We start from the raw sequence: 22,457 nt of genomic DNA on the forward strand, positions 1-22,457 counted from the left end.
AGGCTGCTATGAATTTTTTTGACTTGCATTGCGACACACTCTATAAGGCGGTAACCGAAAAGTCCGAACTTGATAATCCCTTATATGAAGTGAAATTAAATAACGATTCCGAATTCCACAAGTTACAGTGCTATGCTATATGGCTGCCCGACGAACTTGATGGTAATGAGGCGGAAAAATTATTTTTTAAATCGGCAGAATACTTAAAATCCGAATGTAACCGACTTGGAATTGAACTGTTCGGCATTGGCGAATTTTTAGACAATGCTTTTTCAAAGCATCGAAACTCAGCGTTTTTTACAGTCGAAAACGGAAAAGCATTGAACGGTAAAATTGAAAATGTAAAGAGATTCGCAGAACTCGGTGTAAGAATAATGACTCTCACATGGAATGACAATAATGAAATCGGTTCTGGCGTCTTGTCAAAGGATAAATGCGGTTTAACAGACTTTGGAAAGCTTGCCATTTCAGAAATGGAAAAGTACGGTATCGTAATTGATATATCTCACGCAGGTGACGAATTGTTTTATGATGTTGTTAATCAGACAAATAAACCGTTTATTGCAACTCATTCAGATTCACGGACAATTACTCAAAATCCGAGAAATCTTACAGATGAGCAGATTAAAATTATAATCAGCAGAGGCGGAATTATAGGTCTTAATTTGCATAACGCCTTTCTGAATAACAATCCCGACAAAGCCTGTACGGAAGATATTTTACGGCATTGTGAGTATATGCTGTCGCTCGGATGTGAAAATTTTCTTTGCTTCGGCACTGATTTTGACGGTTGTGATTTGCCCAAGGATATTGTCGGAAGTGACTCAATAGGCGGAATTTATGAACTATTTCTCAAAAATAACTACAATGAAAGCATTTTAAAAAAGATTTTTTACGAAAATGCGTATAAATTCTTTGAAAACTTTGACAATCAGCGAATAATGTAGTAAAATACTTGATGTTTAAAGCAATTTGAAAGGAAGATTTCAATGTTATACAACAGCACACAAAATGCCAAGGAAGTTGTTTCTGCGGCACAGGCCATTGCACAGGGTATTTCAAAGGACGGCGGTCTTTTTGTACCGCAGGAATTTCCTAAGTACGATGAAAATACCTTCAAGGCACTTTTGAAGACAGATTACAAAGGCAGAGCAAAGAAAGTATTCTCTGATTTTCTTTCTGATTTTACAGAAGAGGAAATTAACGATTGCGTAGAAAAGGCATATACCGCTCAGAAATTCGGCGGTGAAAATCCTGCTCCTATTTCATATTGTAATCTTGACGGAACAACCCTGAATATTCTTGAACTCTGGCACGGTCCCACATGTGCGTTTAAGGATATGGCACTCCAGATTCTCCCTCATCTTCTCACAAAGTCACTCAAAAAGAAATATGACGGCAAAACTGCTGTAATCCTCGTTGCTACATCAGGCGATACAGGCAAGGCTGCTCTTGAAGGCTTTAAGGATGTTGACCACACAAAGATTGTGGTTTTCTATCCTGTTGACGGTGTAAGTCCGATGCAGAAGCATCAGATGAATACTCAGGAGGGCAGCAATGTTCGTGTTTGTGCAATCAAGGGTAACTTTGATGACGCACAGACAGGTGTTAAGAAAATATTTACAACACCTTCGGTTGCAGAAAAACTTGCTGAAAATAATATGCTTTTCTCTTCGGCAAACTCAATTAACTGGGGCAGACTTCTTCCACAGATTGTTTACTATATTTCAGCTTACTGCGATCTCGTAAATGACGGTAAAATCGAGCTTGGTGATAAAATCAATGTTGTTGTTCCGACAGGTAACTTCGGTAACATCCTTGCATCATACTATGCAAGTCTCATGGGACTTCCAATCAACAAGTTCATCTGTGCGTCAAACTCTAATAATGTTCTTACAGATTTTATCAAAACAGGCGTTTATGATAAGAACAGAAATTTCTATACAACAATTTCTCCTTCAATGGATATCCTTGTATCAAGCAACCTTGAAAGACTTCTTTACAAGCTTTCAGGCGATAACGACGAGGTTACAAGGGGCTGGATGAATGCGCTCAAATCTGAGGGCAAATACGAAGTAAGCGACAATGTAAAGGCTGTTATTAACGACAGATTCTACGGTGGATTCTGTGATGATAAGAATACAGAGGCTACAATTCATGAGCTGTTTGAGCAGGATAAGTATCTTTGTGATACTCACACGGCTGTTGCAATCAATGTGTACAAACAGTATGTTGAAGAAACCGGCGACAGTACTCCGTCTGTAATTGCGTCTACTGCAAGTCCGTACAAATTCTCTAAGGCTGTTCTTGAAGCTGTTGAGCCAAACACGGCACTCCCCGAAACAGAGTTTGATATGGTAGAAGAGCTTCATAAGATTTCGGGCGTTGAGGTTCCCGCTCCTCTTGCAAGCCTTAAAAATAAGGTTGTGCGCTTCTCTGATGTTACTGAGGTAAACGCTATGGAGGATTATGTTCTCGGAGCACTCGGTATAGAATAATGGCATTGTTTGCTATTGCAGATTTACATCTTTCACTCGGTGAAGATAAGCCTATGGATATTTTTGCAGGCTGGAGCGATTATGTTTCAAGACTTGAAAATAACTGGAAAAAGGTTGTTGCCGATAATGATACCGTTGTGGTGTCGGGCGATATTTCCTGGGCAATGAAGCTTGAAGAAACGCTCACGGATTTTACTTTCGTACAAAATCTTCCGGGTAAGAAAATTTTTCTCAAGGGCAACCATGATTATTGGTGGAGCACCAAGACTAAAATGGATGTATTTCTGAAAAACAATTCACTTGATACGATATCCATCCTTTTCAATAACTCTTATGTCGTTGACGGTTACGCAATTTGCGGTACAAGAGGATGGTTTCTTGATAATGAATCTCAGAATGATATAAAAGTCCTTAACAGGGAAGTCGGCAGACTTGAAACATCAATACAGTCGGCTGTTAAAACAGGTAAAGAGCCTATAGTGTTTCTGCACTATCCGCCTGTTTACGGAACGACAAAATGTGATGAGATTTTTAATGTTCTTTTAAAATATAACATCAAAAAATGTTACTATGGGCATCTTCACGGTAAGAAGAATATGAGGTTTGCTGTTGAGGGTGAATATGAAGGTATTGATTTTAAGCTGATTTCTTGTGACAGGCTGTCATTTATGCCAATCTTGGTCAGATAAATTCTGCATTTTCTATTGGCAAAATCATTTTGTTGTGATATAATAAGATGATTTCTTGATTTTGAATTTAAACTTTGGAGGAATATTAAAATGGCATTAAAGGAATGTACAAAAAAGGAACAGGCTAATTCATATGAGTTAGAGGTTAATGTTGACGGTGATACCTTCGGTAACGCTGTTAACAGAGTTTATAAAAAACAGGTTAAAAGCATCAATATCCCGGGCTTCAGAAAGGGCAAAGCTCCCCGTCATGTAATTGAGAAGATGTACGGCTCGGAAGTGTTCTATGAGGACGCTATGCAGGACTGCTATCCCGACGCTCTTTATGAGGCTGCTAAGGAAGCAGGAATCAAGATTGTTTCTGTTGAAACACTTGAGGCTATTGAAGCAAGCAAAGAGGGATTCTCGTTTAAGGCTAATGTTGTTGTTGAGCCTGAAATGGAAATCAGCAACTATCTCGGCATTGAAGTTACAAAGAAGTCAACAGAGGTTACAGACGAACTCGTTGACGAAGAAATTGAGAAGGTTCGTGAACGCAACTCAAGAATGGTAACCGTTGAAGACAGAGCAGCTCAGAACGATGATGTAGCTGTTATTGACTTTGAGGGTTTTGTTGACGGTGAAGCATTTGAAGGCGGCAAGGCTGAAAACTACAATCTCAAGCTTGGTTCCGGCAACTTTATCCCGGGCTTTGAGGAGCAGATTGTAGGTCACAAGACAGGTGAAGAGTTTACAATCACAGTTAAGTTCCCGGATGATTATCAGGCTGAGGAGCTCAAGGGTAAGGAAGCTGAATTTAAAATCAACCTTCACGAAATTAAAGCTACGGAGCTTCCGGAGGTTGACGATGAGTTTGTAAAGGATGTTTCTGATAAAGAAACACTTGAAGAGTACAAGGCTGAGCTTAAAGAAACTGTTGCCAAACGCCTTCAGGATGAGGCTGACAAGGATGTTGACAACCAGATTGCCGAAAAGCTTATGGAAAACCTTGAGGGTGAAATTCCCGAGGCAATGTATGACAATCAGGCTAACGAGATGATAAGAGAATTTGATATGCGTCTTCGTTCGCAGGGCCTTGATATGAAGACATATATGCAGTACATGGGTATGGATGCAAACGCACTCAAGGATATGTATAAAGACGAGGCTGAAAAGAGAGTTAAGTTAAGACTTGCTCTTGAAGCAGTTGCAAGAAAAGAAAATATTGAAGTTACAGAGGCTGACCTTGATGCTGAATACGGCAAGATGGCAGAGGCTTACAAGATGGATGTTGATAAGGTTAAGGAGGCTGTTCCTGCTGAATCACTCTCAGAGGATGTTAAGGTTGAAAAGGCTCTTAACCTCGTAAAGGACAAAGCTGTTATAAAGTAATTTGAATATTTTTCTTATATTTGTTAATCACTATTTAAGAAAGGTTATGATTAAATGGCATTAGTACCATATGTTATCGAACAGTCAAGCAGGGGCGAACGCTCGTTTGATATCTATTCCCGTCTTCTTGAGGACAGAATTGTTATGCTTAATGAAGAGGTAAACAGCGCAAGTGCAAGTGTTGTAGTTGCCCAGCTGCTTTATCTTGAAAGTAAAGATCCTACAAAGGATATCAGTCTTTACATCAACAGCCCCGGTGGTAGCGTAACAGACGGCTTTGCTATTTTTGATACAATGAATTACATCAAGTGTGATGTTTCCACTATCTGTATGGGTATGGCTGCAAGTATGGGCGCATTCCTTCTTGCTGCCGGTGCTAAGGGCAAGCGTCTTGCACTTCCTAACAGTGACATTATGATTCACCAGCCTTCAGGCGGCGCTCAGGGTCAGGCTACTGATATGGAAATTCACACAAGACACATTCTTGATATGAAAAAACGACTCAATCAAATTCTTGCCGACAACACCGGTCAGCCGATTGATGTTATTGCAAGAGATACCAATCGTGATAACTTTATGACTGCACAGCAGGCACTCGAATACGGTTTGATTGATAAGGTTATCGAAAAGAGATAAAAGGTGAGGTAAACTGATGGCTAACAAAAATAACGAAGATATTTATTGCTCTTTCTGCGGAAAACCGCAGGAAATGGCAGGCAGACTTATTGCCGGCAACGGTGTCTACATTTGTGACCAGTGTGTTGAGCTATGTATGAATATCCTTCGCGAATCAGGTGAGCTTGAACATGAAAATGAGAATAGGCTTTCTAAGCCCGGTGATTCTCATACTCCCGTACTGTCTGTTGATGAGCTTTTAAAGCCTAAAGAAATCAAAGCTATTCTTGACGAATATGTTATTGGACAGGATCATGCAAAAGTAACACTGAGCGTTGCTGTTTACAATCACTATAAGCGTGCCTTTTCAAACGATGACAGCGTAGATTTTGCAAAGAGTAATGTACTGCTCCTTGGTCCTACGGGCGTAGGCAAAACATTACTTGCTCAAACTCTTGCAAAGGCTCTTGATGTGCCTTTTGCAATTGCCGATGCGACTACGCTGACAGAAGCAGGCTATGTCGGTGAGGATGTAGAAAATATTCTCTTAAAACTCATTCAGGCAGCCGATTTTGATATTGAAAAGGCAGAGCACGGCATAATTTACATTGATGAAATTGATAAAATTGCGAGAAAATCCGAAAACCCCTCTATTACACGAGATGTAAGCGGTGAGGGAGTTCAGCAGGCTTTGCTTAAAATTGTTGAAGGAACTGTTTCAAATGTTCCTCCTCAGGGCGGCAGAAAGCATCCTCAGCAGGAATATCTTCAAATTAACACAAAGAATATTCTTTTTATCTGCGGCGGTGCTTTTGACGGCCTTGAAAAGATAGTTGAAAAGCGTAAGGGTTCTTCCGTTATCGGCTTTGAATCTCTTGTTCAGTCAAAGCAGGAGCTTGATTCGACTGATTGGATGAAGGATGTTACGGCTCATGACCTTGTTAAGTACGGAATTATTCCTGAGCTTATCGGCCGTTTGCCTGTAATTACCGCGTTGAGCGGTCTGGATACGGACGCACTTGTCAGGATTCTTACTGTACCGAAGAACTCAATTGTTCAGCAGTACAAGAAGCTTTTTGAGCTTGACGGTGTTGAGCTTCTCTTTGAAGAAGAGGCGCTCAAAGCCATTGCACAGCAGGCACAGGATCAGCACACCGGTGCAAGAGGACTTCGCGGCATTATGGAAGGTATTTTAACCGACCTTATGTTTGAAGCTCCGTCAGATCCTACAATTGATAAGATTATCATTACTGAGGATGTTATCAAAAACGGAGCGGCTCCGCAAATCACTCGCAAAAAGGAGTTGTCTTCGACAGCTTCCGTAAAATTAACTCAGAAAGATGCAAAGAAGCGTCAGAAGCGCAGCACAGCGTCTTGATATTGTGAATTAAAGCTGTATTGCAATTACAATACAGCTTTTTGCTTTTATGAAAGGAACTTTAATGGATTTTGATATGCAAAAAAATCTGACCCTTCCGGTTCTTCCTTTAAGAGGGTTGGTAGTTTTTCCAAAATCACTTATTCATTTTGATGTTGGACGAAAAAAAAGTATTACGGCTATAAATAAAGCAATGAAAGCTGATCAGCTTGTTTTTCTTACCTCTCAGAAGGATGCGGCTATGAACGATCCGGACATTTTTGATGTATACAATACGGGTGTTATTGCAAAAGTAGTTCAGGTTTTGAAACAGCCTGAAAACACTACAAGGATTGTTATCGAGGGTCAGTGCAGAGCCACAATTATCAATCCTGTTTTTGATGAAAAATGTCTTGTTGCAGAGGTTAAGCCGTACGAGGAAGAAACTGAATATTATACGGCGAGAGATTCGGCTCTTATGAGAACCGTAAAAAATGAATTTGACAAGTATCTTGAAATTTCTCCAAAGATGCCGTCGGATATAATTTTTAAGGTTGCTCTCTGCAAAAGACCGGGCGAATTAGCTGACTTTATAACTGCTAATCTTATTCTTGATTATAGGGTAAAACAGTCGATTCTTGAAACCTTTCCCGAGTCAGAAAGACTTGAAGCTGTCCTTGATGTGCTTGTCAATGAGAATTTCGTCTTAAAATTAGAGGATGAAATTTCTCAGAAGGCAAAAATGAGAATTGACGAAAATCAGCGTGATTACTTTCTGCGTGAGCAGAAAAGGGCGATTGAGGAGGAGCTCGGCGAGGATGACTCCCCGATGGATGACGCTGAAAATTACGCTGATAAAATTGATAAGCTTAATCTCGACGAAAAATCCGCAGATATACTATATAAGGAATGCAGAAAGCTCAGCAAGATGCCTTACGGCAGTCAGGAAGCCGCTGTAATTCGTACATATCTTGATACGGTTTTTGACTTACCGTGGAACAAGTCATCTAAAGACAAAATCGTTATACCTAAAGTTCAAAAGGCTCTTGATAAGACTCACTATGGACTTGATAAGGTTAAAAAAAGAATCATTGAACAGCTTGCTGTCCGCGTCTTGAGCGAAAAGCAAAAGGGACAGATTATCTGTCTTGCAGGACCTCCCGGAGTCGGAAAAACTTCAATCGCTCAGTCAATTGCAAAAGCTATTGGCAGAAAGAGTGAGAGAATTGCCCTTGGCGGTGTTCGTGACGAGGCTGAAATCAGAGGTCACAGAAAGACATATATCGGTTCAATGCCCGGCAGAATTATCAATGCTTTGCAGCACGCCGGTACTAATAATCCTGTTCTCATCCTTGATGAAATAGATAAACTTGCGGCAGATTATAAGGGCGATCCTACATCAGCACTGCTTGAAGTGCTTGATATTGAGCAAAACAATAAGTTTGTCGACCACTACATTGAGCTTCCGTTTGACTTGTCAAATGTGATGTTTATTACAACTGCAAATGATATTTCAACCATTCCCGCTCCGCTTCGTGACAGAATGGAAATTATAGAAATCAGCAGTTATACAAGAGAGGAAAAGTTCCACATTGCGAAAAAGCATCTCATTCCGAAACAGCTTGAGGAATGCGGCTTTACTTCAAAGGAGCTTAAATTTACTCAGAAGGCAGTATACGCTTTAATTGATTTTTATACAAGAGAAGCAGGCGTAAGAACTCTTGAAAGACTTATTGCTTCGGTTATGAGAAAGTGTGCCGTAGTAAAGCTTACAGAGGGTACGGAAATATTTAAGATTGATGAAAAAGAGATAGAAAGGCTTTTAGGACATAAAAAGTTTATTCCGGATTCGCTTGCGAAAACAGATGAAATCGGAATTGTAAACGGTCTTGCATGGACTTCTGTCGGCGGTGAAATTTTACCGATTGAAGTTGCTGTTATGGAAGGAACAGGTAAGCTTGAACTTACAGGTTCTCTCGGTGATGTTATGCAGGAGTCAGCTAAAGCGGCTGTTACCTGCATAAGAAGTCATGCGTCAGCCTTAGGAATTGATTCGGATTTTTACAAGAATAAGGATATTCACATTCATGCTCCCGAGGGTGCCGTTCCCAAGGACGGACCGTCTGCCGGCATCACAATGGCTACTGCAATATACTCGGCTTTAACCTTAAAGCCTGTAAGACACGATGTGGCTATGACAGGTGAAATTACTCTCAGAGGTAATATTCTTCCCATAGGCGGTTTAAAAGAAAAAAGTATGGCTGCTTTTAAAAACGGAATAACAACCGTAATCATTCCAAAGGATAACGAACCCGACCTTGAAGATGTTGATAAGACTGTTTTTGACAAGGTGAAGTTTATTCCTGTTCGCAATTTTTCGGAAGCGGTTGCAATTGCGGTAAACAATACCGTGAGAATTACCGATAACCAATGGAACGGAATTGATATGTCGGCTGTTCGTTCTGCTTCCAAAACGGCAAATATAGTTAAACAGTGAGGGAGGGGATTTTATGAATTTTAATGAGGTCGCTTTTGAATTTGCGGCAGGTCGTGTTGATCAGCTGCCTGAATCCGATATGCCTGAAATTGTATTTTCAGGTCATTCAAATGTAGGAAAATCCTCTCTTATCAATAAACTTGTTCAGAGAAAAGCCCTTGCAAGGGTAAGTGCTCAGCCGGGTAAAACGGCTACTATCAATTTTTATAAGCTTAAAGAGTTTCGTATGGTTGATTTGCCGGGCTACGGTTATGCAAAGGTATCAAAAGCAGAAAAAGACAGATGGGCGAAGCTTGTGGAAGGCTATTTTGCACAGGACAGACAGCGTCCGCTCGTTATTCAGATTCTTGATTTGCGTCATCCTCCTACTGACGATGACTTGCATATGATAGACTTTCTTTACAGAGGCGGATTTAACTTTGCCGCAGTTCTCACAAAGAGCGATAAACTCAAAAAAACTGCGTTTGAAAAGCAGATTGAGTATTACAAGGAAATTTTCAGTACAATTGAACATGTTCCGCTGATACCGTTTTCTGCACAGACAGGCTTAGGAAATGATGAGATAAGGAAACTTATAGAAGCTTCAATAGCAAATTTTAAAAATACGGAGGTATGAGTAAAATGTTCGTTAGCGAATGTCTTAATGTGAACAATGAGGGTCATCTTACAATCGGCGGTTGCGATACACTCGAACTTGCCAAAGAATTTGGTACACCCTTATATGTTCTTGACGAAACAACAATCAGAAATGTGTGCAAGGCTTATGTGAAGTCCTTTGAAAAGTATTACCACGGTAACGGTATGCCGTTGTATGCAAGTAAGGCTCTTTCCTGTAAGGAACTTTGCAGAATTGCAAAGGAAGAGGGACTCGGTCTTGATGTAGTATCAGGCGGTGAGATTTATACAGCCGTACAGGCAGGCTTTCCGATGGAAAAGGTTCACTTCCACGGAAACAATAAAACTGCTGATGAAATCAGATTTGCACTTGAATCTAATGTAGGAAAGTTCGTTGTTGATAATCTTTACGAACTTGAACTCCTCAATGAAATTTGCGGCGAAATGGGTAAGAAAGCTAATATTTCTTTCAGAATCAAGCCCGGTGTAGATGCTCATACTCATAACTTTATCAGAACAGGTCAGATTGATTCAAAATTTGGTTTTGCTCTTGAAACAGGCGAAGCTTTTGAGGCAGTTAAAAAGGCACAGATGTATGATAATGTAAATCTTACGGAACTTCATTGCCACATCGGTTCACAGATTTTTGATATTGATCCGTTTGTCACTGCTGCTGAAATTATGCTTGACTTTATGGGCAAGATTCACGATGAACTCGGAATCGTTATTTCAGAGCTTAACCTCGGCGGCGGATTCGGTATTATGTACACAAAGGATGATGAACCTGTTCCTTACGAAAACTATATGGAAAAGGTTTCTGAGGCTGTTAAGGCAAAGGCTAAGGAACACGGACTTCCTGTTCCGTATATCTTTATTGAGCCGGGTCGTTCAATTGTCGGCGAAGCAGGTATTACGCTCTACAAAGTTGGCGGAAAAAAGGAAATTCCTAATGTAAGAACATATGTATCCGTTGACGGTGGTATGACAGATAACATCAGATATGCACTTTATCAGTCTGCTTATACCGTAGTAAATGCAGGTAAGGCTGACAAAGAGCCTGATGAAATCGTAACGGTAGCAGGTAAGTGTTGCGAGAGCGGCGACCTCGTTCAGGAGCATACAAAGGTTGCTAAGGTTGAAGTAGGCGATACACTTGCTGTTCTTTCAACAGGTGCTTACAACTATTCTATGGCATCAAATTACAACAGAATCCCTCGTCCTGCAATCGTAATGGTTAAAGACGGCAAGGCAAGGATTGTTGTTAAGCGTGAAAGCTACGAGGATATAGTGAAGAACGATATCTGATAATTGAATTTTAATTATTGTGCATCACCGAGCCGCTGAATTGTGTTCGGTGTTGTGTTGCGTAGATTAGCACATAGGTTCGGAGTTGAGTATTGTGTTTAGGATAAGAAGTTTTTTTAAGGAACTTGAGCCGACACGACAGATGTCTGAGGCATTTAGGAATTGCATATTTCTTGCGTTATCAGGCGGATTTCAGGATGCGTATACATATTTTACCCGTGACGGAGTATTTGCAAATGCACAGACGGGTAACGTTGTGCTTATGAGTACAAATTTTATGACAGGAAAGTGGGAAGAGGGACTTAAATATCTTTTTCCTATTCTTGCGTTTGCGTTAGGTGTTCTTGTTGCTGATTTGATACAGAAAAAGTTCAAGTATTCAAAAAAGATACATTGGCGGCAGGGGATACTTTTGTTTGAAATTCTCATATTATTTGCAGTCGGTTTTATGCCGAAGAGTATGAATACTATTGCGGCGGTAATTGTATCCTTCTCCTGTGCAATGCAGGTACAGACCTTCAGAAAGGTCAGAGGATATTCTTATGCAAGCACAATGTGCATAGGCAATTTGAGAAGCGGTACGGCAGCTTTGTCGGGTTTTATACACGATAGAAAGCCGGAACAGCTCAGACAGGCAATGTATTATTTCGGAGTAATATTTTTCTTTGCCCTTGGTGCAGGTTTGGGCGGAAATCTTTCGTTATCGTTTGGAATGCATATAATCTGGATTTCATGCGGACTGCTTCTTGTAAGCTTTCTGATGATGTTCAAGGAAAAAATTCAATAAATAAATTTATATACAACACAGCCGTCAATGCTCACTGAGTAATTGGCGGCTGTGTTTTTAAAATTTATCTGTATTTTTCTGAGTAAGTTATTGAATTTGCCGTAGCTCTATGCTATACTATAATTAATTGATTGATTAGTTAATAAAAGGAAGCGAACTTTATGAGGACAACAGAGGAACAGCACAACGAGCGTAAGAGGGAAATGATGGAAAAATGCTTTGAATGCTATGCTGAAAACGGATTGACCGGTACGGGCATCAAGGCTTTGGCGGCAGCGTGCGGCTGTACAACGGGAATTTTAATGCTTGAACAGAATACAAATTTATTGTGATGATAAACAGCTTTACAGCTATGTAAAAATTTTTATAGAGATATAATGATGAAATATAAAATATCGAAATAAGAATAAACCTCCTGCACAGAGTAAAATCCGTTGCGGGAGGTTTTGTTGTACGAAAAATTATATGGGCTTAATTATTGGCATATTTGTTGGAATCTATATGTAAAATTTACAGAACCTGAAAATATGCATTATTGATACTTTGTCGGGACAGGTACACATCAGTTCTTGCTGTTTGCAATTGCCTGATCAATCAACTTTTGCAGCTTTTCAGACTGCTTTTCGGAGGTTATTGCACCGACAATCGGCTCTCCTACAATATTACCGTTTTTATCAACAACATAAGTTGTGGGGTAGGAGTACAATCCGGATGTGAATTCTCCGGCTTTACTTTTTGAATCAAACCAAATGTTTTTGTAGGTCACACCCTTTTTTGCCAGAATATTCTTTGCGTCAGAGATAGCCGTTTTGTCACCGTCAAGTGTAAATGAATTGATTCCGACTACTGCTCCGCCTTTTTTTGCAAGCTGTTTATTCAGAGCTTCCAGGTCGGCAAGTTCTTCCACGCAGGGATTGCAGGTGGTAAACCAGAAGTTTACTACAGTAACGGTATTTTTTGCAAAAAGCATACTGCTCTTAACTTCGTTTCCGTCAAGATCCTTGCCGTCAAATGTCGGGAATTTCTTCAGATTATCCTTTTCGATGGGCTTACCGTTTTCCGCCGGAACGCTCATATCTCCATCAGACGGTTTTTGTCCGCATCCGGGAAATTTTTGTTCCAAAATCGTCAGCTTTCCTTCAATTTTCTTAATCTCTTCGGCGCTTTCATTAAGCAGCTTCAACTCATCTGCACTGAACTGATCCTTGATACCGTCAATCGTTTTCAGAAGAAAATCACCGTAGTTTCCGCCGTCCTCAATCATCGCCATACCCTTATCGGCTGAAATAAATACCTTTTCCCAAAGTTCGCTGTTTTCGGAAAGAATAGCATTTTCCTGTGCCATCAGTTTTTGATGCAGGTCGGCGGCCTCGTCTTTTGTGTTTGGATTCACAGCTGTCAGCATAGCCGTTTCACTTTTCTTATTTGCGGTAGTATTCGTCGTATTGCCTTTGTTTGTGCCACAGGCGGCAAAGCTTAACAACATCATCAAGGCAGTCAGTAAGGTTAAAATTTTTGTTGTTTTCATGGTGTTTACTCCTTTTCTGTTTCAATTTCTGTTTCAATTTCTGTTTCAATTTTTTGTTTTGCTGTTTCCGCTTTTTCAGCGGGACAATCATTTTCTTTTCCTTTGCCAAAGCCGTAGCGAAAGCTGACCGCCTTGGCAGGACAGGCACGGATACACTTACCACAGCGTATGCATTCGGTGTGGTCGGGAGTTTTGGTTACATCTACATCCATCTTGCATACTTTGGCACACTTTCCGCAGGAAATGCATTTGTGTTTGTCTACTTTCATTCCGAAAAGCGACACCTTGTTAAGCAATGCATAAAATGCACCGAGAGGACACAGCCACTTGCAGAACGGTCTGTAGAAAAGTACACTCAGTACGATTACCGTAATCAATATGCCTAGCTTCCATGAAAAGAGCGTACCCAGCGCGGCACGGATTCCCGAATCGACGGCGGCAAGAGGGATTGCCCCCTCGAGTACTCCTTGAGGACAAAGATACTTACAGAAAAAAGGATCTCCCATACCCACATCGTTTGTAATGAGCATTGGCAGCAAACCTACAGCAAAAAGCAAAACTGCATATTTTATGTATGTCAGCGGCTTCAGCTTTTTAGTGGAAAGCTTTTTTGTCGGTATCTTATGTAACAGTTCCTGAAGCCATCCGAACGGACACAAAAAGCCGCAGATAAAACGCCCGAGCAGAACTCCTATCAATATGAGGAATCCTGTGATATAATATGAAAAACTGAATTTTGACGAACCCACTACGGCCTGAAACGAGCCGATTGGGCATGCACCCGATGCCGCAGGGCAGGAATAGCAATTCAGTCCCGGAACGCAAACAGCCTTTCCTTTGCCTTGATAAATTCTGCCCTTCAATAAATTCGGCAGATGAATATTACTCAGCAAAGTTGCTCCTGCTTGAATAAGCCATCGAAAGCGTGAGAGAAACTGCGATACACCGCCTCTTTTTTTCTTCGGTTCTTTGTTATCCAATTCCCACACACTCCAAACACAGCCGGATTGCCTTGCTTAACACGGTTTCTGCCTCTCCACGCAGAGCTCCGTAACACAGCATCATAATTCCGCAGATAATCAGTACGATCTGAAATACGGCTTTTTTCTTTCGAGTCAATTCGGTCACTCCTTTCTTTTGTGCTCTCATTGTAGCACAGAGGATGTAAAATCCCTGTTAAGAACGAAAACTTAACAAAAACTTTATGTCTGAGCGATATAATGTATAATTAAATTATCAAAGAAATATGAAAACACAACAAGGAGAGTTTCTATGCGTATTTTAGTAATTGAAGACGAGCGTGCACTGTGCGAGACAATTGTTCGCAGCCTTAAAAGATTGGCATACAGCGTTGATTTTTGTTATGACGGAAACAAAGCAAATGAGTTGCTCGGAATAGAAAAGTACGATCTTGTTTTACTTGATCTGAATTTACCCGGTGCAGACGGGATGACGGTACTGCGAACTCTGCGACAAACCGACAGAGATACCGGAGTGTTAATTCTTTCGGCACGCTGTGAGGTTGCCGACAAGGTGGAGGGGCTGGATGCCGGAGCAAACGATTACCTGACAAAGCCTTTTCATTTGGAGGAGCTTGAGGCAAGAATACGCAGTCTGACTCGCCGTCGGTTTACACAAAACAATGTTGTTTTGAACTGTGGAAAGGTTGCTTTTGACACCAAAGCCCGTGTTGCCGTTGCTGACGGTCAGGAGCTGTCACTTACCCGAAAAGAAATCGGAATACTTGAATATTTACTTCTTAATCAAGGTCGCCCCGTCAGTCAGGAAGAACTGCTCGACCATGTTTGGGATAACAGTGTTGACAATTTCAGCAATTCAATAAGAGTACATATTTCTGCATTACGAAAGAAACTGCGTGCGGTACTCGGCTATGACCCGATTCGCAATCGCATTGGTGAAGGATATGTTATGGAGGAAGAAAAAGTATGAAAAAGCTATCCTTGCAATGGCGCATAACTCTGATGACTGCACTTCTTATCGGAGCCACCTGTATTTTTATGAATGTTCTTATCGGCTATTCCGGCAGCCATTATATGGATTCCATAGGCTCTTATGTTACAGGTTACGGTGATACGGACAAAGGAGAACCTGACTTTTTCGATCCCGAACACGAAAAGCTTGATCGTGAATTGACTATTGTAATTAACGGAGCACAGGAATCCTTTATCGCTACCAATTGGTATATTACGGCGGCGGCAACATTGTTAGGCGGTGTGCTTGCGTATTTTTTAAGCGGGCATGCACTGAAGCCTCTGCGTACTTTTACCGCTCGGGTTGAAAAGGTTCAACCTAACAATTTGACGGATATGAAGATAACCGAAGAAGTTCCGCCTGAACTGAGACAGTTTGTCAAGTCGTTCAATCGGATGCTTGACCGTCTTGATGAGGGATTTACCGCTCAACGACAGTTCACGGGAAACGCCGCACATGAGTTGCGCACGCCGCTTTCGCTTATGCAGGCACAGCTTGAACTTTTTTCGGCAGAGCATCCCGAGGTATTGCCGGAAACGGCGGAGTTTCTCCGATTGTTGCGTGAGCAGACAGAACGAATGACGCAAATGACAAAAACCCTGTTGGAAATGAGCGAGCTGCGCACAGTATCGTGTGCCGACCGCATAGAGATAGGACCTATGGTAGAAGAGATTTTCACTGACCTTGCGCCCCTTGCAGAGAAAAACAACGTTACACTTGAAAGCACGGGAGACGCTGTTATGACAGGCAGTGACACGCTGATTTACCGTTTATTATATAATCTGACCGAAAACGCTATACGCTACAACCGTTTTAACGGTACAGTGAATATTACCGTAATGCACAAAGACAATCAGCTTGTTATTACGGTTGCGGATACCGGCTACGGCATCCCCGAACAATACAGAGAAAGTATTTTTCAGCCCTTCTTTCGTGTGGATAAATCCCGAAGCAGAGAATACGGCGGCGTAGGATTGGGACTTTCTTTGGTGTGGGAAATCGTTGCACTGCACAATGGTAAAGTTCGTGTGGAAGAAAGTTCGGAAAATGGTACTGCTATAGCAGTAAAGTTTCCGACAGATGTGATAAAAAATTAATATTTTGCGATTTTTTATTAGTTAATTGTTGAAATTGCCGCAGCTCTGTGCTATACTATAATTAATTAATTGATTAGTTATCAAAAGGAAGCGAACATTATGAGAACAACAGAGGAACAGCACAACGAGCGTAAGCGTGAAATGATGGAAAAATGCTTTGAATGCTATGCTGAAAATGGGCTGACAGGTACGGGCATCAAGGCTTTGGCGGCAGCGTGCGGCTGTACAACGGGAAATCTGTATTCCTATTTCAACAGTGTTGATGAACTGATTATTGAATCAACTGCATACTGTATGGAAAAGGTCGAGGATGATTTTATGGAAAAAGCTCCCACCGACCCGAAGGATGTTGTTCGATTTGTGAAAGAGGTTCCGTATTGGACCGCAAAGAAGCACGGCAAGAAATATCGGCTTATGTATCAGGTCTATACCCATCCGAAATATATTGAGCACGGCAAGAAATTTTTTGAGGGGGTGAATGAGCGCTATACCGAGTATGCCAAGCGGCTTGAGCCGAAAATCGGCATTCCGTACACGGTGATTACACCGCTGATTTTTATATTTGTCCGTGCCTGTGTACATTATGCTATGTTTGAGGATGAATATTATTTAAAAACCCAAATGGAGGTCTTAAAACAGGGTGTTGCCCTGTTTACTGATAAATACCGTTCACAATATTTGAAAGGAGGCAATGATAAATGAAAAAACGAATATACTGTATTACCACCGCACTCTGTCTTGTGCTTTGCATCGTACTTTGCATTGCATTTGCTGCCGTATGCAGCAAGGCGGAAAATAGCAAAACCCTGTTGCCGGAGGTGCGAAATAACGGCACAGCAATCCAATGGAGAGATGCCGCCGAAGAGGAATGGCACGATCTTGTAGCTCTTAACACGCTCAGAGGTGCTGTCGGAGAAAACGGCAAGGACGGAATAAACGGCACTGACGGTAAAGACGGTCTTAACGGCAAAGACGGTACTGACGGCAAAAATGGCATTGACGGAAAAGACGGTCTTAACGGCAAAGACGGTCTTAACGGCAAAGATGGTACTGACGGAAAGAACGGTCTTAACGGCAAAGATGGTACTGACGGAAAGAACGGTCTTAACGGCAAAGATGGCATTGACGGTAAAAACGGCATTGACGGCAAAGACGGTACTAATGGAAAAGACGGTATTGACGGAAAAAACGGTCTTGATGGCAAAAACGGTGCTGACGGAAAGAACGGCACTGACGGCAAAGACGGTACTGACGGTAAAAACGGTACTGACGGAAAAGACGGTATTGACGGTAAAAACGGCGTTGACGGAAAAGACGGTACTGACGGAATAAACGGTACTGACGGTAAAGACGGCATTGACGGCAAAAACATAGAGGTACAAAGAACAACAGAATATATACAGTGGCGCTATGAGGGAGAAGACTGGCAAAACCTTGTTGCCATTTCCGATATAAAGGGACCCACAGGGCAGAACGGTAAAGACGGAGCAAACGGAAAAACACCGGAGTTCCGTGTAAATGAAAACAATCTTCAATGGCGTTATGTCAGTGACGAAATATGGCTAAATCTTTACGACCTTTCAAATTTGAAAGGTCTTGACGGAAAAGACGGAATCGACGGAAAGAACGGTGTCGATGGTATTGACGGCAAAAACGGTGATACACCGTTCATCGGTGAAAACGGCAACTGGTGGCTCGGAGTGACCGACATTGGCGTGAAAGCCGCAGGTGTTGACGGTGAAAAAGGTGACAAGGGAGATAAAGGAGATGCCGGACAGAACGGTAAGGACGGAGCAAACGGAAAAACACCTGAGTTCCGTGTAAATGAAAATAACCTACAGTGGCGTTATGTCGGCGATGAAATATGGCTTAACCTTTATGATCTTTCAATTTTGAAAGGTCTTGACGGCGCAGACGGTAAGGATGGTATAAACGGCAAAGACGGTGTTGACGGTAAAGATGGTGTTGACGGCAAGGACGGTGCCGATGGTAAGGATGGAACAAACGGACAAAACGGTTCTGACGGCAAAGACGGCAACACCCCGTTCATCGGTGAAAACGGCAACTGGTGGATTGGAACGACCGATACGGGAGTGAAAGCCACAGGAGTTGACGGTGAAAAAGGAGACAAAGGAGACATCGGTGAAAAAGGCGAAAAGGGTGACAAAGGAGATAAAGGCGACAAAGGTGACGCAGGTCAGAACGGCAGCTGTTCGGGATATTTTTACGGAGAGGCAAACGCTCCGAGGACAGTACTGAATAACAGTCGTGTCAATATTTCTGTCTACGAAAAAATAAACAAGGGCGGCTTGATTTCATCCTACAGGAATAATATTACCCTCAAAAAAGGACATATTTACAATGTCTGCTTAAGCGGTTCTCTCGAAGTTGGTTCAAACGAATTTAACAACAGCGGCAATTACTCTATTCAGATGACAGACGGTTATGATGACGATCTGTGCAGGGAGCTTACACGAATAAAAAGAGACGGGGCAAAAATACCGTATACCAATGATCAACATTCCTTTAATTTCAACAGAATGTATGATGCGTCAAATAAAGACATTACATTGCAGTTGTGGTTTGAAAATTCGGCATATAATACTTATCTCGGTGGCTTCAGAGGTACTATTACAATAACTGCTCTTGATTAAATTTATATAACGGAGGTGGCGAAAAATGAAAAAACGAATACTTAGTATCCTGCTCACAATTTGTATGCTGTTCTGCCTTATGCCGATAAGCGTATTTGCCGAGGAGGTTGGGGCAGGGGGCTCTGCTGCGATACAGCTTGGCACAGACGCACTGAATAAAACTGTAAACACAGCGAGCGCACCGACCGTGTATTTCGGGCAAAACCATGAAAATAATCCCGCTGCATGGCGAGTTATCGGCTATGACGGAAGCGGTGTTACAAGCTCACAGGGGGATATTACCCTGCTTGCGGCAGGCGCTATGGGAGTTATACCATTTGTCGATACCATATTAAACAACGAATACGCACCGAGTAATTTGAAAACCGCGATAGATGCGCTTGCAGCAAAGCTGACGACAGAAGAAAATGCTGCCGTAAAGAAACGGGCGCTTACAAGCGGAAGTTACGACGGAGAGAATACCGACTGTGTAGCGGGAGGGCAGGTGGATAACGCTGTATTCTGGCCGCTTTCCACAGCGGAAGCGTTTGCGGTAAACAACGATCTGCGTGCCTTGGAGCCTGCACATCCGAATTGGGTGACAACCGCTTGGTGGCTGCGCTCCCCCGGCTCCAATAAATATCATCTCGCCGTCGTGACTAGTGATGGTTCTGTCCAATACTCTGGGCACACTATCCTCATTTTCAATAATCATCGGACTGTTCGTCCCGCTTTTAAATTAAATATGAACTCTGTCCTTTTTGCATCTGCCGCTGTGGGCGGAAAGCCTGACGGAGGGCTGACCCCGATTCCCGAATACAGCGGAAACGAGTGGAAGCTGACGCTTTTAGATAGTAGACGCAATTTTGCCGTGACGGAAAAAACTGTCAGCGCCGCCCCCGACGATACCGTTACGCTGAATTACAAAGGGGCGACCACAGGGAAAAATGAATATATCTCTGTCATCCTGGCGGATAACAACGGCGCACAGTATTACGGCAGAGTAGCACAACCTACTGCCGAAAGCGGAACGGTTGAAATCAAAATCCCGTCTGACATTGCACCGGGCGACTATACCATGAAGGTATTCAGCGAGCAGTATAACGGTGACTGCAAGACCGACCTTGCAAGTGCTTTTGCGGATGTCACGCTGACGGTGGAAAGTCAGCCTGACGAACAGTTTACCCTCGCCCCTGGAGGCAGATACTATTTTGATCTGTCGGCGATGAACATCCCCGGAACGGTAAACAGCAATTTGCCTGACAGCACACTTCATTATGTGCCTTTTACCTATGTGGGCACGGTCAACGCTTATAAGCTCACATCGGAAATGGCAACCACCGAGGAGTATGCTCAGAAGAATAAATATCCCCACAGCCTATTCATTGCGGACTATGCCGTAACGCATACGGTAAGCTGGGATGACCTGAATACCGCAGGTCTGATTTTCGGCAAAAATTATGCCAGCGGCGGCGTGGACTATACCCTGCGCACACCGTCTGTGGGAAGTGACTGTACGGGTTTAGACGATTCCCAACGCGGCGTGCCCCAAAGCAACGAATGGGACAGGATACTGAACAAGGACAGCAGCTACATCAAAAACTGGAATGGCATATATTCGTGGGGGCAGGACACAACAAGATACAACTCGTCGCTCCGTGCGGTTCGCGGGTACGATTCGGGCCGACGCTGGAACGACGACGATGCTACGGACTCCCTCCCGCTCGTCGGTTTCCGCCCTGTCCTTGAAGTCCTGAACCCTGACACACTGAGCTCTGACGGGCTGAAGGTCGTTACCCTCGACTTAAACGGTGGCAAGCTGGGTAATAGCTCCGAGGATATTCAAATCATCGTGAAAAGCGGCGAAAGCTTCACCGCTCCTGCATCTGACGGTCTGACCCGCCCGGGCGGAGATACCGATAATTATTTTATGTGGCTTGACGGCAATGGCAATTCCTACGAACCCGGCGGCAGTGTTCCGGCGGACGTTACCAAGCTCACGGCGCAGTTTGTTTTATCAGAACAGTTTTCCCTTACCCCCGGCGGCAGATACTATTTTGACCTGTCGGCGATGGATATTCCCGGCACGGCAAACAGCAATCTGCCGGACAGCACCCTGCATTATGTGCCTTTTACCTATGTGGGTACGGTCAACGCTTATAGGCTCACATCGGAAACGGCAACCACCGAGGAGTATGCTCAGAAGAATAAATATCCCCACAGCCTGTTTGTGGCGGACTATGCCGTAACGCATACGGTAAGCTGGGATAACCTGAATACCGCAGGTCTGATTTTCGGCAAGGACTATGCCGCAGGCGGCGTGGACTATACGCTGCGTGCGCCGTCTGTGGGAAGTAGTTATACAGGCTCAGGTGATTCAGAACGCGGCACGCCCAAAAGCAACGAATGGGATAAGATACTGGATAAGGACGACGGATATATCAAAAACTGGAGGGAGATGCTTTCGTGTGGACAAGATACTACTATAAGAATTTCGGCGTCGTTCCGTGCGGTTCGCGGGTGGAAACGTTCGACCCGTTTCTGGACCAGCTACAATACTTCTTACTCGACCTTCGGCTTCCGCCCCGTCCTTGAAGTCCTGAACCCTGATACACTGGGCTCTGACGGACTGAAGGTCGTTACCCTTGACCTTGGCGGCGGAACGCTGGGTAATAGCTCCGAGGATATTCAAATCATCGTGAAAAATGGCGAGAGCTTCACTGCACCCTCTGCCGAGGGACTGCCCCGCCCGGACGGCATTTCGGAAGACGCGCAGCTGTATTGGTCGGATGAAAATGGGAACTGCTATAAACCCGGCGATACCGTACCTGCCGATGTTTCCATGCTTTCGATCACTGGAGACTATGAGGTGATTTACCTCCCCGGCACATACGGCGCCGGCAGTGCGGTGACGGATATGAAACCCCACAACAATATTCTTACCCTGCGCGGCGCTTTGTTCACCCGCGTGGGCTACACGCAAGTAGGCTGGTCAACCGTTGACGGAGGCGAAAAGGTATATGACTTTAAAGATATTTATACCAAAAACGAGGCACTGACGCTCTATCCCGTGTGGAATACGAATAAATACACAATAACCTTTGATACCAACGGCGGAAGTGAAATTGCACCCATTACTCAGGATTACGGTACGGAAATTACCGCCCCTGACAACCCGACAAGAAAAGGTTATACCTTTAAGGGATGGGATAAGGAAATCCCCGAAACCATGCCTGCGGAGAATATAACGGTTAAAGCACAATGGGAAATCAATCAGTACACAATAACCTTTGATACCAACGGCGGAAGTGAGATTGCACCAATTACACAGGATTACGGTACGGAAATTACCGCCCCTGACAATCCGACAAGAAAAGGTTATACCTTTAAGGGTTGGGATAAGGAAATTCCCGAAACCATGCCGTCGGAGAATATAACGGTTAAAGCACAATGGGAAATCAATCAGTACACAA

The 22,457-nt window shown here is 43.1% G+C and carries 19 protein-coding genes; 16 read left to right on the forward strand and 3 right to left on the reverse strand.

The features are described 5' to 3' along the window. Positions 1–8: 8 nt before the first annotated feature. The 11 genes from RBATCC27255_RS08680 (at position 9) to RBATCC27255_RS08730 (ending at position 12,066) form a co-directional block, all read left to right on the forward strand. Positions 9–947, forward strand: coding sequence for a dipeptidase (locus RBATCC27255_RS08680; RefSeq protein ID WP_101029621.1), 939 nt, complete (start codon positions 9–11; stop codon positions 945–947). Positions 948–989: 42 nt separating this feature from the next. Beyond that, complete coding sequence (thrC, locus tag RBATCC27255_RS08685; RefSeq protein WP_101029622.1) at positions 990–2,498, forward strand: threonine synthase; 1,509 nt, start codon at positions 990–992, stop codon at positions 2,496–2,498. Then, on the forward strand, positions 2,498–3,187 hold the full coding sequence (locus tag RBATCC27255_RS08690; protein WP_101029623.1) for a metallophosphoesterase: 690 nt from the start codon (positions 2,498–2,500) through the stop codon (positions 3,185–3,187). The genes thrC and RBATCC27255_RS08690 overlap by 1 nt, the downstream gene beginning before the upstream one ends. Before the next feature lie 90 nt (positions 3,188–3,277). Beyond that, positions 3,278–4,558, forward strand: a complete 1,281-nt coding sequence (gene tig, locus RBATCC27255_RS08695) for a trigger factor (RefSeq protein WP_101029624.1) — start codon at positions 3,278–3,280, stop codon at positions 4,556–4,558. A 54-nt stretch (positions 4,559–4,612) separates the two neighbouring features. Next, positions 4,613–5,194, forward strand: coding sequence for an ATP-dependent Clp endopeptidase proteolytic subunit ClpP (gene clpP, locus RBATCC27255_RS08700; RefSeq protein ID WP_101029625.1), 582 nt, complete (start codon positions 4,613–4,615; stop codon positions 5,192–5,194). A gap of 13 nt (positions 5,195–5,207) precedes the next feature. Then, on the forward strand, positions 5,208–6,551 hold the full coding sequence (gene clpX, locus RBATCC27255_RS08705; protein WP_436799447.1) for an ATP-dependent Clp protease ATP-binding subunit ClpX: 1,344 nt from the start codon (positions 5,208–5,210) through the stop codon (positions 6,549–6,551). A gap of 64 nt (positions 6,552–6,615) precedes the next feature. After that, positions 6,616–9,027, forward strand: coding sequence for an endopeptidase La (lon, locus tag RBATCC27255_RS08710; protein ID WP_101029627.1), 2,412 nt, complete (start codon positions 6,616–6,618; stop codon positions 9,025–9,027). Between the two features lie 13 nt (positions 9,028–9,040). Then, a complete protein-coding gene (yihA, locus tag RBATCC27255_RS08715) occupies positions 9,041–9,643 on the forward strand; it encodes a ribosome biogenesis GTP-binding protein YihA/YsxC (protein ID WP_101029628.1) in 603 nt (200 codons plus the stop codon). Between the two features lie 5 nt (positions 9,644–9,648). Continuing rightward, positions 9,649–10,947, forward strand: a complete 1,299-nt coding sequence (gene lysA, locus RBATCC27255_RS08720) for a diaminopimelate decarboxylase (RefSeq protein ID WP_101029629.1) — start codon at positions 9,649–9,651, stop codon at positions 10,945–10,947. Positions 10,948–11,041: 94 nt separating this feature from the next. Further along, positions 11,042–11,734, forward strand: coding sequence for a YoaK family protein (locus tag RBATCC27255_RS08725; RefSeq protein ID WP_337553788.1), 693 nt, complete (start codon positions 11,042–11,044; stop codon positions 11,732–11,734). Between the two features lie 161 nt (positions 11,735–11,895). Then, positions 11,896–12,066, forward strand: coding sequence for a hypothetical protein (locus RBATCC27255_RS08730; protein WP_242958627.1), 171 nt, complete (start codon positions 11,896–11,898; stop codon positions 12,064–12,066). Between the two features lie 230 nt (positions 12,067–12,296). On the opposite strand, the gene RBATCC27255_RS08735 is transcribed toward RBATCC27255_RS08730, so the two are convergent. The 3 genes from RBATCC27255_RS08735 to RBATCC27255_RS10680 are packed head-to-tail and all read right to left on the reverse strand — an operon-like array spanning position 12,297 to position 14,381. After that, a complete protein-coding gene (locus RBATCC27255_RS08735; RefSeq protein ID WP_101029630.1) occupies positions 12,297–13,262 on the reverse strand; it encodes a TlpA family protein disulfide reductase in 966 nt (321 codons plus the stop codon). A 5-nt stretch (positions 13,263–13,267) separates the two neighbouring features. Further along, the gene (locus RBATCC27255_RS08740; RefSeq protein WP_101029631.1) at positions 13,268–14,242 is read right to left on the reverse strand and encodes a 4Fe-4S binding protein; all 975 of its coding nucleotides are present in this window, start codon (positions 14,240–14,242) and stop codon (positions 13,268–13,270) included. Next, positions 14,235–14,381 (reverse strand): CD1871A family CXXC motif-containing protein, encoded by a 147-nt coding sequence (locus RBATCC27255_RS10680; RefSeq protein WP_242987895.1) that lies wholly within the window; start codon positions 14,379–14,381, stop codon positions 14,235–14,237. Before RBATCC27255_RS10680 ends, RBATCC27255_RS08740 begins: the two co-directional genes overlap by 8 nt. Positions 14,382–14,534: 153 nt before the next feature. On the opposite strand from RBATCC27255_RS10680, the gene RBATCC27255_RS08750 reads away from it, so the two are divergent. The 5 genes from RBATCC27255_RS08750 to RBATCC27255_RS08770 all read left to right on the forward strand — a co-directional run. Then, entirely contained in the window at positions 14,535–15,212 is a 678-nt protein-coding gene (locus RBATCC27255_RS08750) for a response regulator transcription factor (RefSeq protein ID WP_101029632.1), read from the forward strand. Then, positions 15,209–16,351: a sensor histidine kinase gene (locus tag RBATCC27255_RS08755; RefSeq protein ID WP_101029633.1), complete on the forward strand. Its 1,143-nt coding sequence runs from the start codon at positions 15,209–15,211 to the stop codon at positions 16,349–16,351. Before RBATCC27255_RS08750 ends, RBATCC27255_RS08755 begins: the two co-directional genes overlap by 4 nt. Positions 16,352–16,450: 99 nt before the next feature. Further along, positions 16,451–17,053 carry a TetR/AcrR family transcriptional regulator gene (locus RBATCC27255_RS08760; protein WP_101029634.1) on the forward strand — a complete coding sequence of 201 codons (603 nt, stop codon included), beginning with the start codon at positions 16,451–16,453 and terminating at the stop codon, positions 17,051–17,053. Next, positions 17,050–19,005, forward strand: a complete 1,956-nt coding sequence (locus tag RBATCC27255_RS08765) for a collagen-like domain-containing protein (RefSeq protein ID WP_101029635.1) — start codon at positions 17,050–17,052, stop codon at positions 19,003–19,005. The genes RBATCC27255_RS08760 and RBATCC27255_RS08765 overlap by 4 nt, the downstream gene beginning before the upstream one ends. A gap of 25 nt (positions 19,006–19,030) precedes the next feature. Further along, the coding region (locus RBATCC27255_RS08770; RefSeq protein WP_147639997.1) for an InlB B-repeat-containing protein at positions 19,031–22,457 on the forward strand (3,427 nt) is incomplete at its 3' end.

Origin of the sequence: Ruminococcus bromii, assembly GCF_002834225.1 — a bacterium.
Lineage (GTDB): Bacteria > Bacillota > Clostridia > Oscillospirales > Acutalibacteraceae > Ruminococcoides > Ruminococcoides bromii.

What these genes read in the sequence shown, in the direction of transcription:
- RBATCC27255_RS08680 (WP_101029621.1), top strand. Translation starts at nt 9, where the DNA reads ATGAATTTTTTTGACTTGCATTGCGACACACTCTATAAGGCGGTAACC.
- thrC (WP_101029622.1), top strand. Translation starts at nt 990, where the DNA reads ATGTTATACAACAGCACACAAAATGCCAAGGAAGTTGTTTCTGCGGCA.
- RBATCC27255_RS08690 (WP_101029623.1), top strand. Translation starts at nt 2,498, where the DNA reads ATGGCATTGTTTGCTATTGCAGATTTACATCTTTCACTCGGTGAAGAT.
- tig (WP_101029624.1), top strand. Translation starts at nt 3,278, where the DNA reads ATGGCATTAAAGGAATGTACAAAAAAGGAACAGGCTAATTCATATGAG.
- clpP (WP_101029625.1), top strand. Translation starts at nt 4,613, where the DNA reads ATGGCATTAGTACCATATGTTATCGAACAGTCAAGCAGGGGCGAACGC.
- lon (WP_101029627.1), top strand. Translation starts at nt 6,616, where the DNA reads ATGGATTTTGATATGCAAAAAAATCTGACCCTTCCGGTTCTTCCTTTA.
- yihA (WP_101029628.1), top strand. Translation starts at nt 9,041, where the DNA reads ATGAATTTTAATGAGGTCGCTTTTGAATTTGCGGCAGGTCGTGTTGAT.
- lysA (WP_101029629.1), top strand. Translation starts at nt 9,649, where the DNA reads ATGTTCGTTAGCGAATGTCTTAATGTGAACAATGAGGGTCATCTTACA.
- RBATCC27255_RS08730 (WP_242958627.1), top strand. Translation starts at nt 11,896, where the DNA reads ATGAGGACAACAGAGGAACAGCACAACGAGCGTAAGAGGGAAATGATG.
- RBATCC27255_RS08735 (WP_101029630.1), bottom strand. Translation starts at nt 13,262, where the DNA reads ATGAAAACAACAAAAATTTTAACCTTACTGACTGCCTTGATGATGTTG.
- RBATCC27255_RS08750 (WP_101029632.1), top strand. Translation starts at nt 14,535, where the DNA reads ATGCGTATTTTAGTAATTGAAGACGAGCGTGCACTGTGCGAGACAATT.
- RBATCC27255_RS08755 (WP_101029633.1), top strand. Translation starts at nt 15,209, where the DNA reads ATGAAAAAGCTATCCTTGCAATGGCGCATAACTCTGATGACTGCACTT.
- RBATCC27255_RS08760 (WP_101029634.1), top strand. Translation starts at nt 16,451, where the DNA reads ATGAGAACAACAGAGGAACAGCACAACGAGCGTAAGCGTGAAATGATG.
- RBATCC27255_RS08765 (WP_101029635.1), top strand. Translation starts at nt 17,050, where the DNA reads ATGAAAAAACGAATATACTGTATTACCACCGCACTCTGTCTTGTGCTT.